The organism is Breoghania sp. L-A4, assembly GCF_003432385.1.
GTDB lineage: Bacteria > Pseudomonadota > Alphaproteobacteria > Rhizobiales > Stappiaceae > Breoghania.
This window is the reverse complement of the sequence record NZ_CP031841.1, coordinates 772968-787648: the sequence shown is the minus strand read 5'-3', so window position 1 is coordinate 787648 and position 14681 is coordinate 772968. Positions and strand designations below refer to the sequence as shown.

The window sequence follows — 14681 nt, the reverse complement described above, 5'->3', positions numbered from 1 at the left end:
ACCTCTCCCATGGGGAGAGGTCGGACCGAAGGTCCGGGTGAGGGGATCAGGGCTCCCGAGGATACGGACAGCCCTCATCCCCTCACCCTAGCCCTCTCCCCATGGGAGAGGGAACGCGGCTGCGCCGCGGGGGCCCTCCCGATGTCATGTCTCAGGCACTCTGTGACGGAGAAAGAAGGCAATGCACGGCCAGGACGTAACGCTTGATGGCGTGTCGATGAAATTCGGCGACTTCACCGCCGTGCACCCCACGGACCTGACCATCGCGGCGGGCCAGTTCTTTTCCATTCTCGGCCCTCGGGCTGCGGCAAGACAACCATCCTGCGCATGGTCTCGGGCTTCTTGCAGCCGACCACGGGCACGATCTCCATCGGCGGCAAGCCGATGACCGGCATCGGCCCGAACAAGCGCCCCACGGCGCTGATCTTCCAAAATCTGGCGCTGTTTCCGCTGATGAGCATCTGGGAAAACGTCGCCTTCGGGCTGGAGGCGCGCGGCATGCCCAAACGCCAGCGCCGGGCGCGTGCCGAGGAACTGCTGGCGCTCGTAGCGCTGGACGGCCAGGCGGAGAAGACGCCGGGCGAGCTTTCCGGCGGCCAGCGCCAGCGCGTCGCCGTCGCCCGCGCGCTGGCCGTGGAGCCCGCCGTGCTGCTGCTCGACGAGCCGCTGTCGGCGCTCGATCTCAAGCTGCGCCAGCACATGCGCGCGGAGCTCAAGGAAATCCAGCGCAAGACCGGCGTCACCTTCATCTACATCACCCACGACCAGGGCGAGGCGCTGACCATGTCCGACAGCATCGCCGTGATGAACGCCGGGCGCATCGAGCAGGTGGCGAGTTCCGACGAGATCTACGAGAACCCCGCCTCGCCGTTTGTCGCCACCTTCGTGGGCGAACAGAACGTCTTCAGGGGACGCATCACCGGCAAGGCCAACGGGATGGCGCAAGTGGAGACCCCCTTGGGCACCTTCACCGGCCAGACCCGCGGCACGCTCACCGAGGGCGCCGAGGCAATGATCTTCATCCGCCCCGAGCGGCTGGGGCTGGCGGCCGGCGCGCAGAGCTTTGAAAACACCTTGTCCGCCGATCTGGAGCGCCGCGATCTGGAGGGCGCCTTCGTCAACCTGTTCATGCGCGCCGATGACACCCGCGTCTCCATGCACATGACCAACGCCGGCGAGGCGGGCCGCAATCTCAGCGGACGGCAAACCATCGGCTTTAATTCCGACGACGCGATCGTCATGCCGGCGGGAGACCTCGCCCGTGACTAGCCTGATCAAGAGTTACGGACGCGGGCTGACGGCCGTCTTCACGCTGCTGACGCTGGCGTGGATCTTCGGGCTGATCCTTCTGCCGCAGATCCGCATGATCGAGCGCGCCTTCATTTATGAGGATCGCGGCGGCGAAGCGGCCCAGCTCACCACCGAGATCAACAGCCTTTACGAGCGCGTCTTCACCATCGATCAGCGGCTGAAGGCGCTTGAGACGGCGTCCGATGGGCCAGCCCCCGCCACGCCGGGTCTGCCGGCGCCGGGCTTTTCACCCTCGCCCAGCCTCGCGCCGTCACCATCCATGCCGGCCACGCCCTCCTTCGGTCCCTCACCCGGCCTCGTGCCGTCGCCGTCTGCCGGGACAGGCGCGATCGACGTCGCGGCCTTGCGCGCCGAGAAGGCGGAGATCGAGGCGCGGCTCGAGACGCTGGAAGCACAGGAGAAGGCCAGCGCGGCCGATGGCGGTGTCGACGCCTCCTATTCGGTGAAGAATTTCACCTCGATGAGCGGGTTGCACCTTAAGATCTTCGTCTCCTCGCTGGGCTACGCCTTCTGCGTGACGCTGCTGTCCTTCCTGGTCTGCTATCCGGTCGCCTATGCGGTGGCCACCACCAAATCCAGGGAACGTGTCGGACTGATCATGCTCGGCCTCGTCATCCCCTACGCCATCAACGAGCTTTTGCGCATCTTCGCCTGGGTGATGATCCTGGAAAAGCAGGGCATCCTGAACGCGCTGCTCGACGCGCTGGGGCTGATCGACATGTCCGCCGGCGAGGGCTACCGCTTCGTGGCGTCCAACGGCGCGGTGTTCACCGTGATGATGTACACCTACGTGCTGTTCATGGTGTTTCCGATCTACAACACCATCGACACGCTGGACAAGAACCAGATCGAGGCGGCGCGGGATCTGGGCGCCTCCACCTGGCGCATCCACTGGCGCGTGGTGCTGCCGCACGCCAAGCCCGGCATCGCGGTCGGCGCCATCATGACCTTCATGCTGTCCGCCGGCTCCATCGCCGCGCCCGAGATCGTCGGCCGGGGCCTGCATCCCGACTGGTTCTCCCAAGTGATCTACCGCCAGTTCTTCGAGGCCGACAGCTGGAACCAGGGCTCCGCCTATTCTGTGGCGCTGCTGGTCGCCTGCATTGCCTTCGTGCTCATCAACATGGCGGTGTTCCGCGTCGGCATCCGGGAGATCGCCAAATGAGCATCGCCGACACCCCGGTCATGGCGCAGCCCGACACCGCCCGCGCGAAGCCCGCGCGCGACTGGTCGCAGGCCGTGCTCAACGGCTACATGATGGTGTTCTTCGCCTACATGTTCCTGCCGCTGATCTTCATGGTCATCGCCGCCTTCAACGCCTCGCCCACGCCCTCGGTCACCGACTGGCAGGGTTTCACGCTCGACTGGTTCAGGAAGCTGCCCGATGATGCGCGCTTCATCCAGGGGCTGTTTCATTCCCTGTTCATCGCCGCCGGCGTCATCGTCATCGCGATTCCGCTGGGGCTGTCGGGCGCGCTGCTGCTCACCCGGCTTGAGACCCGCGGCACCACGGTGCTCTACACGCTGCTGGTCTCGCCCATCCTGACGCCAGGCATCGTGCTGGGCGTCACCACGATGATCTTCTGGCGCGACACCTTTGGCGTCGAAGCCGGGCTGTTCACCGCCATGGCCGCGCAAGCCTCGTTCATCGCGTCCTACTGCATGCTGATGTTCATGGCGCGGCTGCAGCGCCAGGAGCGCACCCAGGAGGAAGCGGCGCTGGATCTCGGCGCCTCGCCGTGGCTCGTCTTCCGCCGCATCACGCTGCCGTTCATGATGCCGACCATCGCCACCGCCTCCGTCCTCGCCCTGCTGCAGTCGATCGAGAACTACAACACCACGTTCTTTGCCATCGGCGGCTCCTGGACGCTGGTCACGGAAATCGGCGCGCGCATGCGCTTCGGCCTCTCCCCCATGGTCAACGCCATCGGCGTCATCTTCGTCGTCCTCACCATCGTCGCGGCGACCTCCTGGGTGCTGCTCAAGCGGAAGAAGTGACGGCACGTGATTGCCTTGCCCCCTCTCCCATGGGGAGAGGGCTGGGGTGAGCATCTGTGTTTCAGGTCAAGTGTATTTTGGGGTCCACAGTCTGTCCTCCTTGAGCAGGGTGTTGGCGAGGATGATGAGCTTTCGCATGACGGCGGTGAGGGCGACCTTGGGTTTTTTGGCGTTGTCGCGCAGGCGTTTGTAGAAGACGGCGAGGTCGGGATTGTACCTGGCGGCGGACAGCGCTGCCCAATAGAGCGCGCGGCGGGGCATGGCGCGGCCGCCCCTGATGTGGCGCGGCCCCCGGATGTCGCCGCTGTCGTTGGCGAGGGGGCGACGCCGGCCAGGCTGGCGCAGGCGTGGCGGTCGAGCTGGCCGAGCTCGGACATGTCGGCGATCAGCACGGCGGCGACGGTGGCGCCGATGCCGGGGATCGAGGTGAGGATGGCCTGGCGCCGCGCCAGCCCCGGATCGTCGGTGATGCGGCGCCCGATCTCGCGGGCCAGCCGCGCGATGTGCCTGTCGAGGCCGGCCAGCCGCCGCCTGAGCTCGGCCTTGAGGACGGCGACGTGGCTGGCCGTCAGCCGGTTGGCGAGCGCGGTGCGCTCCTGGGTCGCGGCGGCGCGCGCATGCACCAGCTCCCGCAGGTCCTCGAGCGCTTCGGGCGCCGGCGGCGTGGCCTGGGGGGCCAGCGTCGCGCCGAGGATCGCCAGCATTTTCGCGTCGACGCGGTCGGTCTTGGCGCGGCTGCCGAGGACTTCGGCGAACAGCCGCGCGCGCAGCGGGTTGACGACCGCCACCGGCCAGCCGGCCTGGGCCAGCGAGCGGTGGACGAGCCGATGGTAGCTGGCCGTCGGCTCCAGCACGACGCGCGCGACGTCGTGTCGGGCCAGCAGCCGCTTCAGCCGGCTCACGCCGTCGCGGTCGTTGGCGAGCCTCAGGCCGTGCCCGAGGGGATGCAGGTGGATGTCGAGATGGTCTTTACAGACGTCGATGCCGACGTAGACTGGCTGTGCGCTGGGTGTTTGCGGCTGGATCTGGCCTTGCATGCGGGTCTGGCTCCCAATCATCTGTTCAGAACAGGCGCAAAGGGATCGGCGGACCAGGCTCACCCGCGGGTCTTGACCAAGGGGATCGCGGCCCCGTCGATCCGGCCGCGTGCGGATGGCCATGCCCCCCGCCTTCCCGGCCCACCTCGCCCGTGCTATGCCGCTGAGACGCATCAAACGCGAGCCGCGCCCCATGAAACTCATCTGCCGCTGCCTGCCCGGCTATGAGACCCTGCTGCCCAGGCCGGTGGCGGCGTCCAGGGCCCTGCCGGACTGGCTGCGCGCCATGCCGGCGCAGGCGCAAAGCGAGACACTGGGCGGGGCGGAGGTGCGCACGCTGAAGCAGTGCCCGCCGGTGCTCGACGCCATGCAGGCCGGGATCATCTTTCCGCTCGCCGCCGACGTGACGGTGGAGGGTGGCCAGTTCTCCTGGGACTGGGATCCGCCGGCGCCACATACCGTCCATGAGGCAGCGCGCCTCACCCGCTCGCCCATCGGCGTGCATGCGCCCGAACAGGCGCAAGGCGCGCCGTTTGCCATGCCCGACGGTCAGTTCGTCATCAAATTCAACAATTTCTGGACGGTCGAGGCGCCGGAAGGCTGGTCGCTGCTGATCAGCCACCCGTTCAACCGCGAGGACCTGCCGTTCCGCACGCTGGCCGGCCTCGTCGACGTCGACACATTCTGCAACGGCTTTGTGCATTTTCCGGCGCTGTGGACCGACCCGGATTTTTCCGGCGTGCTGAAGGCCGGCACCCCCGTCGCCCAGGCGGTGCCGGTCCGGCGCGAGGCGCTGGAACTCGACTTCGAGGCGATGGACGCGGAGCATCTCGCCGCACACATCGAGATCCAGGACGGGTTGCAGGCCGACCCCGGCCTCTACCGCAAGAATTTCCGCGCCAAGCGGGAGAAGTAGCGGCGCATCCGCCCTGACCGGACGTTTCCCGCCCACGCCCACATCCCCCCGGACCTCATCCTGAGGAAGCCGCGAAGCGGCTGTCTCGAAGGATGGGCCGCACGCCAAGAACCAGCCGCCCATCCTTCGAGACGGGCCATGCGGCCCCCTCGAGGCATGAGGTCCCGGGTTGAACGGGACACGCCGACGCCCCGCCGCATCCGCCCCCTCTCCCACAGGGAGAGGGTTGGGGTGGGGATCAAGCCTCTCGGGATACGGTGAGTCCGGTTCCCCTCACTTTGCCAGGTCTGGCGTCGTCTGCTCCTCGGCCCGAACCACGGATCTGCCCATGCCGGCCTTCATGGCCGAGGCGACGTCGTCCAGGATCGCATCATATGGATTGTCCGAAGCCTGGGGCGATGGAGTCGACGATATTGGCTTCTGCGCAGTGTTGCGGGGCGCCGGGAGGTTTTCGACGAGCGCCCGGGTCGCAGGATCATTGTCGCTGAGGATCGCGAGGCCACCTCCGGTGGCGACCGGAGCAAGGTGCGGGCCGTGCGGGCCTTCATCCCTGCGCGGATCGATCAGGGCGCGGAGCGTATCGGCATTGGCCGGTCTCGCACCGCCGACTGTGGTACGGCCCGCGCCGGATCCCATCGCCACGGCCATACTATCCATCATGGCTGCATAGGGATCGTCCGGGGCCTTGAGGGTTGCCTCGTAGGGCGTGGGCCTCTGCGGCTCGCTGCCGAGCGTCGGGAGATCGCCGAAGAGCGCCCGGGTCGCAGAATCGTCATCGCTGACGATCGCGAGGCCGGCTCCGGTGGCGACCGGAGACAGCGGCGTGCGGGGCGAGCGACGACGCGCGTTCACAGAATCGAGGTATAATTGCGACTTGAGTTTCGTGAGATGCGTGAGGACGGCGCGCGTGGCGGCGTCGAGCGCCGGCCCTGCGCCGAAGCCGCCCGGCGTCCCGTCCCACCAATGTCCCGTATCATTGGGCGCGAGCAGTCCGTCGATACGGCCTTGCACGCTTGCCATGCGCTTTCCGAGGAGCGTGTCGTGCGGTCTTGCGGCCAAAAGATCTCTCAGGATGTCATGCGTGCTGTCGTAATCGATGAGTGCGTGCTCCGCTTGCCCCAACGCCTGGGCCCAGGACCCCATTGAAAAATAATAGGCCGACAATCCGCGTTCGTATCCGTCGTGCGCAGGGGCGATCCTGTCCAAATGCGAGGCGCCCTGAAACAGGCCGTAAGAAAGCTTTGCGTGCGCCGCTGCATATCGCCCATTCGGCATCGCATACACGATCGTTTCCAGCACCATGAGAAGATCATACTCAAGGGCGACATTGCGCTGGTCAGCGGCCGTCAGCCGCAGGAGAATCTTGTAGGCATTAATGTGACTTAGGAGCGCCGGAGACTTCAGACCGAGGTCCGCAAGGGCGTCGCCCAGCGCCACAAGGCCATGCGCCTTGTCCAGGTCGCTGATCGCTGTCATCTCCGGCAGATTGGCCGGCGAGTAAAGCCCTGACGCGGCTTCCTGTCGCCGCGTCGCGCCGCCGTCCTGTAGACGGGTCGCGTTCTCGGCCACGTTCGGCGTTCCCGCGCCCGGCCCGTCACTGGCGGACATCGTCTCACGCGCATTGCCGCTCGCGTCCGCGCGCCGGCTGACGTTCTGGGCGGAAGCAACTGTCGATCCGAAAATACCGATCAGAAAAAGCAAAAATATCCGCTTCACGAATGTCTCCCCGTCAGATGAAAAGCCCGGTCGCAGCGTCAATCATCACGTGCCGGATTCAAACAGAGGCAATGGAACAAGTATACAGTCCAGCCTCCTGGACCATAGGTATTTCTCGGTGGGCGTCGTTGTGTCTCCGCGCGATGGCCCGACTGCCCGCCCTCCGAGCGCGGCGCAAGCGCGCACCCGAGACGAGCACCGGCCGCATCCGCTCCCTCTCCCATGGCGAGAGGGGGCTGGCCCGCCCATCACCCTCCTTCGTCATCCCGTGCGCGGCGCAGCGCAAAGCGCTGCTCCGCAGACACGGGACCCACGCCGCGATCTCACCGCCCGATCAGCGGCGTCCGGTCGAGACGTCACGCAGTCCCGCGACAACCTCCCGCGCCGCCGCGTCACGGCATGGATCCCGGCTTTCCGCTGCGCTGCAGCCGGGATGACGGTGGCGGGATCTGTGAGCTGTCAGCAGGCCCTGCCAGTTGCAGCAGCCCGAGCCGGGGCTCCCCCAACACACACAAACTCCGGCACCCGCCCTCAACCGCCCAGAGTGCTCGCATTCAGCGGCACGCGGCCTTTGGAGCCTTGCGTCATCAGCTTGACGATGAGCGGCCGCAGGGCCGGCGCATCGCGGTAGAGCGGGCGGAGGATCGCGTCGGCCTCCGCCAGCAGGCCGAGATCTCGCAGCGCCTCGGCGCGCACCAGCAACAAATCCGGCGTCTTCTGGGATACCGCGTCGCAGTCCGCAAGCGCCTCCGCCGCCCGGCCGAGCCGCAACAGCAGCCGCGCCCGGTTGAGCCGCGCATCCGTGTCTTCGGGAAACCGCGCCAGGTAAGTGGTGAAGGCGTCAAGCGCCGCCTCGAGCAGGCCCGAATCCATCGAGCATGCCGCCTGCTCGAACAGCGCGCCCTGATGCGCCGGCTCCAGCGCCAATGCCGCGCCGATGGCCGCCAGCGCCTCGTCGAGGCGGCCCTGATGTTTCAGCACCAATGCGAGATTGTAGTGCAGCGAGGCGTTGCGGGGATTGGTTTTCAGAAGCAGCCCGAGCGCGGCTTCCGCCGCGGGCCAGTCCTGACCTTGCGCCGCGCGCGCGAAGTCGGCTGCCGGATCGGCGATCGGGGCGGTATCCGGGCGCGGCTTGCCCCCGCCCCCTGTACCCGGTCTGCTGCGGACGCGGCCTCCCGACTTGTTCCCGCTCCTGCTCACGATCGCCCCTCGTTCTGGTTCCCGCCGCCCCTGTGCGGGCGGCATGCCGATTGATTCAAATTTGAATCGAATTTCATTCAAATTCTTCTCGAAATCCTCTCAACAAACACGCAAATGGCGAGAAAATTGAAAGCCCCTTTTGCGGTTGGCTCGTCAAATGTGGCATTGTTCATTGTGGAGCGGCGCGTCCGGCTCCACAATGGCCCCGGCCGGCGGTGCATTGCGACCGCCGGAGAGACCGCGCCTGAGGGCGCGGGCATCGCCGCAGCCCGTTTCCGCGCGGCATTTCTTTTATGTTTTCATGCGTTTGACCTGATCATGGAGCAACGCTCATGTTTTATCTGACACCAGAAGAACGTGTGACCGGCAAGAAGGTGTTCGCCTTTCTCTACGGCGCGATTGTGTATGCCGGCGTATGGGGAATCCTTCTGTATATCGTTGGTTTCGTTGGCAATTTTTTCGGACCCCTGCTCGATTCCGAATGGGCCGACGTGATCCCCTTCAAGTCCATCGACATGGGCAAGCAGGAGCCCTTGTGGCTGGCGCTGACCATCAATTTTCTGCTGCTGGCCATTCTCGCGACCCAGCATTCGGTCATGCCGCGCAAGTTCTGGAAGCGCTTCATCACCCGGATCGTCACCAAGCATCTGGAACGCAGCACCTATGTGATCTTCGCTATCTGCGCGTTATCGTTGCTGATTTGGCAATGGCGGCCGATCACCATCACGGTCTGGCAGTTCGAGAATCCGGTTCTTGTCTGGGGGCTGAATGCGATTTCCGTCGGCGGCTGGCTGCTGGTGCTCTACGCCACCTTCCAGGTCGGCCACTGGAAGATTTTCGGCGTCGCCCAGGTCATGGATTACATCCAGGACAAGCCCTACACCAATCGCAAGGACCCGACGCTGACGCCGGAGTTCTATAAGGCCAGCTGGCCGAAAAGCGACGTCGGCGTGTGGAATTATTCGAGGCATCCGGACTTTCTGGGCTTCATCATCGCCTTCTGGGCCACGCCTCACATGACGGTAGGGCACCTGCAGTTCGCGCTCACGCTGACGCTCTACATCATGCTCGGCATCTTCCTGCTGGAGCGCAACATGGTCGAACTCTACGGCGCGCCCTTCAAGGCCTATCTGGCGGCGCGCAACAAGCTCATTCCCGGCCGGCCGCGCACGGAGAAATGAGGCGCCGCCCGGCGGACTCGCAAAACGCTCTTGAAATCATGGCCTTGGTCGATGTCCCGGCCCCGCAGCGGAACCGTTGCGGGGCCGGATCGTCTGCACGCATCCTCCCCCGCATGTCCCTGCGAACCGGCGCCGGCGCCCAGCGCGCGCCATAAGCGGCCCTTATGGCGGCTATCGGCATTTCGTGTTTTTTCAGGCCTCCGCTTTTGCCTATGGTGCGGTGTGCCGCAGGTCGAATGGTAAAATCGACACTTGTATACGACGGTATGCAACTGTACTTTGCGGTGAAATTGCCACGCTGCCTCAGCCAGGAGGATCCAATGCCGTCCCAGCCGTTAGATGCGGACGTTCTCGTTATCGGGGCGGCAACGCGGCCCTCTGCGCGGCCATTGCGGCTGCGCGCGAAGGCGCCAGCGTGCTGGTCGTGGAAGCCGCGCCGGAGTTCTATCGCGGCGGCAACACGCGCCATACCCGCAACATGCGCTGCGCCCATGACGCCGCCACCGACACGTTGACAGGCCCCTACGATGAGGACGAATTCTGGGACGATCTGTATCGCGTGACCGAGGGCCACACCGACGAGCCGCTGGCCCGCCACATGATCCACCTGTCGAAGGACATGCTGGGCTGGATCGCCGAGCAGGGCGTGCGGTTCCAGCCGTCGCTCGGCGGCACGCTCAGCCTGGGCCGCACCAATTCGTTCTTCCTTGGCGGCGGACGCGCGATGCTCAACGCACTCTATCTGACGGCGGAAAAGCTTGGCGTCACCGTCATCTACGACGCGCCGGTGACCGATCTGGATGTCGAGACCGAAACCGGCCGTTTCCGCTCCGCGACCATCACCAGGGACGGCGAAGAGATTTTGGTCACGGCGCGCGCGCTGGTCGCGGCGTCGGGCGGCTTCGAGGCCAACATCGACTGGCTGAAGGAAGGCTGGGGCGAGCGCGCCGAAAACTTCCTGATCCGCGGCACGCCGTACAACCGCGGCGACGTGCTGAAGATGCTCCTGGATCGCGGCATCGAGGCGATCGGCGATCCGACCCAGTGCCACGCGGTGGCGATCGACGCGCGCGCGCCGAAGTTCGATGGCGGCATCATCACCCGGCTCGACTGCGTCGTCTTCGGCATGGTGGTCAACAAGCACGCCCAGCGCTTCTACGACGAGGGCGAGGACTTCTGGCCCAAGCGCTACGCCATCTGGGGCCGCCTCGTCGCGGCCCAGCCGGACCAGATCGCCTATATCGTCTTCGACGCCAAGTCATTGAAAATGTTCATGCCGTCACTGTTCCCGCCGATCCAGGCCAACAGTATCAATGAGCTGGCGGAGAAGCTCGAGCTGCCCGTCGAGGCGTTCGAGAAGACCGTGTCGGACTTCAACACCGCCGTCCGCCCGGGCACCTTCGACCACACCGAACTCGACGACTGCCACACGGAAGGTCTCGAGCCGCAGAAGAGCCATTGGGCCCGGCGCATCGAGGATGCGCCGTTTTACGCCTATCCGGTGCGCCCCGGCATCACCTTCACCTACCTCGGCACCCGCGTCGACCAAGACGCGCGCATGCAGCTTGCCGCAGGCGGCGGCGCAGAAAACATGTTCGCAGCCGGCGAGATCATGGCCGGAAACGTGCTCGGACGCGGCTACGCCGCCGGCATCGGCATGACGATTGGCAGCGTTTTCGGACGCATCGCGGGAGAAAGGGCGGCCCAGAATGCACGCAACTGACCATCTGAAAGAAGCCGAGCGTCTGATGACGGTCTGCAACTCCTGCCGCTACTGCGAGGGCCTGTGCGCCATGTTTCCGGCCATGGAGCTGCGCCGCAGCTTCGCCGACGCCGATCTGAACTATCTCGCCAACCTCTGCCACGGCTGCGGCGCGTGCTATGTGGACTGCCAGTTCTCGCCACCGCATGAGTTCAACGTCAACGTGCCGCAGGTGCTCGCCAAGGTGCGCACCGGCTCCTACAAGAGCTACGCCTGGCCGAAGGCCTTCCAGCCGATGTTCGACCGCAACGGCCTGGCGATCGCCATCGTCGCGGCGATCAGCGTCGCGGCCTTCATTCTCGGCTTCACGCTCTGGCACGGCGCCGAGGTGTTGAGCACCGACAGCGGCCAGTTCTACCAATTGATGCCGCACAACACGATGGCGCTGCTGTTCGGCGGCGTGGCGCTCTACGCGCTCTTCGCCATGGCCATGGGCTTTGCCACCTTCTGGAAGGAAATCGGAGCCAACAGCGTGCACGCCGCTTCCGGCGGATCGCTGTGGCAGGCGACCAAGGACGCGGCCGGGCTGCGCTATCTCGATGGCGGCGGCGTCGGCTGCTACAACGAGGACGAGAAGCCGACCGACAACCGCCGGCTGTTCCATCACCTGACATTCTACGGCTTCATGCTGTGCTTCGCCGCCACCACCACGGGCACGCTCTACCACTACCTGCTCGACTGGCCCGCGCCCTACGCCTGGAACGAACTGCCGAAACTCTTCGGCATTCCCGGCGGCATCGGCCTGGTGATCGGCCCCATCGGCCTCATGCACGCCAAGCTCAAGCGCATTCCGGACATGACGGATCCGGCGAAGTTCGGCATGGAGACCGCCTTCCTGGCCATGATGTTCGCCACAGGCCTGACGGGGCTCGTGCTGATGGTGGCCCGCGAGACCCCCGCCATGGGCGTCACGCTGGCGGTGCATCTGGGCGTCGTCTTCGCCCTGTTCCTGACCATGCCCTACGGCAAGTTCGTGCACGGCTTCTACCGCTTCGGGGCGCTCGCGCTCTATGCGGCGGAACGCAAGGCCGAGCAGCCGGCGACGGTCGCGGGATAGACGGCACACGGACAATGCGCCGATATATCGAATGTTTGGGCGTTCATTGCCTGAATATCAATGTCATCCCTGCGAAAGCAGGGACCCAGTAGCCGACGCGGCCTGCGATACGGCTTAAACCGGGAGCATGGCGTCTACTGGGTCCCGGGCCTCGCCGTGCTCGCCCGGGATGACATCCAACTTTGTTTCACACACAAAAAACCCGCCGCCGATCCAGAAGGACCGGCGGCGGGTTTTTCACAGGTCCGCCTGGACCGTCGAAAGATCAGACCATGCCGCCGTTCGGCTGGACAATCTGGCCGTGCACCCAGGACGCCTTGTCGGAGGCGAGGAAGGCAATCACGGCGGCGACCTCCTCGGGCTGGCCGACGCGGTTGAACGGGCTCATACCGGCGGAGCGGCTGACCGCCGCCTCGTCCTTGCCGGCGCGGAACAGATCGGTGTCCACCGGACCCGGCGCCACCGCGTTGACGCGAATGCCGCGGCCGGCGAGTTCCTTGGACATGGAGCGGATCAGGCATTCGACCGCGCCCTTGGACGCGGTGTAGGCGCCACCGCCGGGCACCGCGACGCGCACCATTGAGGTGGTGGTGGCGATGATCGTGCCGCCGTCGGCCACGTTGCGCGCCGCCTGCTGCAGGATGTTGAAGGCGCCGACGATGTTGACCTCGACCAGCTTGCGGAAATTATCCGGGTCGAACTGGGCGATCGGTCCCGGCGGCACGTTGATGCCGGCATTGGCGATGACGCTGGTCGGCGCCGCGCCGAAATCCCTGGCGACATCGGCGAAGACCTGTTCCACCTCGGCCGGATTGCAGATGTCGACCTTGTAGGCGCGGGTGCCGGCGGCGATGTCCTTCGGCGGATTGGCGACGTAGGTGAAGGCCACCTCGAAGCCGTCGGCTACGAGCGCCGCGACGGTGGCGGCGCCGATGCCGCGCGATCCGCCGAATACGAGTGCGATTTTCTGAGCCATGGAGTATCCTTGATCGTCTGTCGCGACCGGGCGATGGCGCCGGTCACTGCGTCGAAATGGTGATGATCCGCTCTTCCGTCATTTCATGCACGGTGTAGTGCGGGCCTTCGCGGCCAAAGCCGCTGTCCTTCGAGCCGCCGTAGGGCATCATGTCGACCCGCGAGCTCGATGTTTCATTGATGTGCACGCCGCCAACCTCCAGCCGCCGGGCGGCCGAAAGCGCGTCCTGCAGGCGGTTGGTGAAGATCCCGGTCGCAAGCCCATAGGGGGTCGTGTTGACCCGCGTGATGGCCTCGTCGAGCGTCGAATAGGGCACCAGGCAGACGACAGGGCCGAAAATCTCGCAGCAGCCGACCTGCATCGTGTCATTGATGTCGGTGAGCAGCGTCGGCGGCAGCACCGCGCCCTGACGCGTGCCGCCGACAAGGCGCCTGGCGCCCTTGGCGATGGCCTCGTCGATCCAGCCCTCGATGCGGATGGCTTCCTTTTCGCTGATCATCGGGCCGACGACCGTGCCGTCGTTGCGCGGATCGCCGAAGGACAGCGCCGAGACCATGTCGACAAGCCGCGCCTGCACGGTGTCCATGATCGCGTCCTGCACCAGCAGGATCTGCACCGAGGTGCAGACCTGGCCCGCCTTGCGGTACCCGGCGCCGACGATCTTCGGCAGCGCGCGGTCGAGGTCGGCGTCGTCGCACAGGATGGTGAAGGCAATGGAGCCCAGTTCCATCTGCGTGCGGCGCAGACCCGCCGCCTGCTGGATGCTGCGGCCCACCTCCGTGCTGCCGGTGAAGGCAAAGAAACGCACGCGCTCGTCCGCCAGCAGGCTGCGCGCCACATCGCCACCGCCATGCACCAGAGACAGAAAGCCCTTCGGCATGCCCGCCTCGAGCAGAACCTCGCACAGGATCTGCGCCGTGATCGGCGTATTGCTGGACGGCTTTAGGATCACCGCATTGCCGGCGGCGAACGCCGGCGCGATCTTGTGCGTCACCGTGTTGAGCGGCGAGTTGAACGGCGTAATGGCGACGACCACGCCCAGCGGTACGCGCAACGTGAACGCCACGCGGCCCGCCTGCCCCGGCGCGCCGGAAAGCGGGATCACATCGCCTGCCAACCTGCGCGCCTCTTCCGCCGAAAGCTTCAGGGTCTGGACGCAGCGCTTGACCTCGCCCGACGCATCCGAGGCGGTGAATCCCGCCTCCGCCTGCATGGCGCGCACCAGGTCATCGATGCGCTGCTCAATCAGAACAGCCGCGCGTTCGAGCACGAGACCGCGGTCATAGGGCGACGGCGCACCGGCGCGAAACGCGGCGTCGGCGACGTCGATGGTCCTGGCAACCTGCGCCGCGCTCGCCGAGGCGATGGTGGCGAAAGGCTGAAGGCTGTATTTGTCCAGCACGTCGAACGGCGCGCCGTCCCCTTGCGTCCAGGTTCCGCCGATCAGCAGCGGATAGGCGTTCGTCACGTCCGGCTCCTCGAATGTTGTGGCATTGATGTCGGTCACGATGCCGTCCTTTTCAGCTG

Annotated in this window: 11 protein-coding genes and 1 pseudogene; 7 read left to right on the top strand and 5 right to left on the bottom strand. The window is 65.9% G+C overall.

Translation table 11 applies throughout. From position 1 onward, the window contains the following. Nucleotides 1-342 precede the first annotated feature (342 nt). Genes D1F64_RS03730 through D1F64_RS03720 form a run of 3 tightly spaced genes read left to right on the top strand, consistent with a single transcriptional unit; the run spans nt 343 to nt 3309 of the window. Nucleotides 343-1269: an ABC transporter ATP-binding protein gene (locus tag D1F64_RS03730; protein WP_248304605.1), complete on the top strand. Its 927-nt coding sequence runs from the start codon at nt 343-345 to the stop codon at nt 1267-1269. Beyond that, complete coding sequence (locus D1F64_RS03725; protein WP_117411323.1) at nt 1262-2476, top strand: ABC transporter permease; 1215 nt, start codon at nt 1262-1264, stop codon at nt 2474-2476. The genes D1F64_RS03730 and D1F64_RS03725 overlap by 8 nt, the downstream gene beginning before the upstream one ends. Next, nucleotides 2473-3309, top strand: a complete 837-nt coding sequence (locus D1F64_RS03720) for an ABC transporter permease (protein WP_248304604.1) — start codon at nt 2473-2475, stop codon at nt 3307-3309. Before D1F64_RS03725 ends, D1F64_RS03720 begins: the two co-directional genes overlap by 4 nt. Before the next feature lie 66 nt (nt 3310-3375). Here the strand turns inward: D1F64_RS03720 and D1F64_RS03715 are convergent. Next, nucleotides 3376-4346, bottom strand: a pseudogene (locus D1F64_RS03715) (IS110 family transposase). A gap of 193 nt (nt 4347-4539) precedes the next feature. On the opposite strand from D1F64_RS03715, the gene D1F64_RS03710 reads away from it, so the two are divergent. Then, complete coding sequence (locus D1F64_RS03710) at nt 4540-5262, top strand: hypothetical protein (protein ID WP_117414402.1); 723 nt, start codon at nt 4540-4542, stop codon at nt 5260-5262. A gap of 273 nt (nt 5263-5535) precedes the next feature. Here D1F64_RS03710 and D1F64_RS03705 read toward each other — a convergent pair whose 3' ends face one another. Next, entirely contained in the window at nt 5536-6978 is a 1443-nt protein-coding gene (locus D1F64_RS03705; RefSeq protein WP_162901267.1) for a hypothetical protein, read from the bottom strand. Between the two features lie 531 nt (nt 6979-7509). After that, nucleotides 7510-8178, bottom strand: coding sequence for a tetratricopeptide repeat protein (locus D1F64_RS03700; RefSeq protein ID WP_162901266.1), 669 nt, complete (start codon nt 8176-8178; stop codon nt 7510-7512). 332 nt (nt 8179-8510) lie between these two features. On the opposite strand from D1F64_RS03700, the gene D1F64_RS03695 reads away from it, so the two are divergent. From D1F64_RS03695 to tcuB, 3 genes are all read left to right on the top strand, one after another. Continuing rightward, on the top strand, nt 8511-9359 hold the full coding sequence (locus D1F64_RS03695) for a DUF1295 domain-containing protein (RefSeq protein ID WP_117411320.1): 849 nt from the start codon (nt 8511-8513) through the stop codon (nt 9357-9359). Between the two features lie 415 nt (nt 9360-9774). Beyond that, nucleotides 9775-11082: an FAD-dependent tricarballylate dehydrogenase TcuA gene (tcuA, locus tag D1F64_RS03690; RefSeq protein WP_305764471.1), complete on the top strand. Its 1308-nt coding sequence runs from the start codon at nt 9775-9777 to the stop codon at nt 11080-11082. Beyond that, a complete protein-coding gene (tcuB, locus tag D1F64_RS03685) occupies nt 11069-12178 on the top strand; it encodes a tricarballylate utilization 4Fe-4S protein TcuB (RefSeq protein ID WP_117411319.1) in 1110 nt (369 codons plus the stop codon). Before tcuA ends, tcuB begins: the two co-directional genes overlap by 14 nt. Before the next feature lie 265 nt (nt 12179-12443). Here tcuB and D1F64_RS03680 read toward each other — a convergent pair whose 3' ends face one another. Both D1F64_RS03680 and D1F64_RS03675 read right to left on the bottom strand, forming a co-directional pair. Then, the gene (locus D1F64_RS03680) at nt 12444-13154 is read right to left on the bottom strand and encodes an SDR family oxidoreductase (protein WP_117411318.1); all 711 of its coding nucleotides are present in this window, start codon (nt 13152-13154) and stop codon (nt 12444-12446) included. 43 nt (nt 13155-13197) lie between these two features. Next, nucleotides 13198-14661 carry an aldehyde dehydrogenase family protein gene (locus D1F64_RS03675; RefSeq protein ID WP_248304603.1) on the bottom strand — a complete coding sequence of 488 codons (1464 nt, stop codon included), beginning with the start codon at nt 14659-14661 and terminating at the stop codon, nt 13198-13200. Nucleotides 14662-14681 lie beyond the last annotated feature (20 nt).

Coding starts and splice junctions, on each gene's coding strand:
- D1F64_RS03710 (WP_117414402.1), top strand. CDS start 4,540: ATGAAACTCATCTGCCGCTGCCTGCCCGGCTATGAGACCCTGCTGCCC.
- D1F64_RS03720 (WP_248304604.1), top strand. CDS start 2,473: ATGAGCATCGCCGACACCCCGGTCATGGCGCAGCCCGACACCGCCCGC.
- tcuB (WP_117411319.1), top strand. CDS start 11,069: ATGCACGCAACTGACCATCTGAAAGAAGCCGAGCGTCTGATGACGGTC.
- D1F64_RS03680 (WP_117411318.1), bottom strand. CDS start 13,154: ATGGCTCAGAAAATCGCACTCGTATTCGGCGGATCGCGCGGCATCGGC.
- D1F64_RS03695 (WP_117411320.1), top strand. CDS start 8,511: ATGTTTTATCTGACACCAGAAGAACGTGTGACCGGCAAGAAGGTGTTC.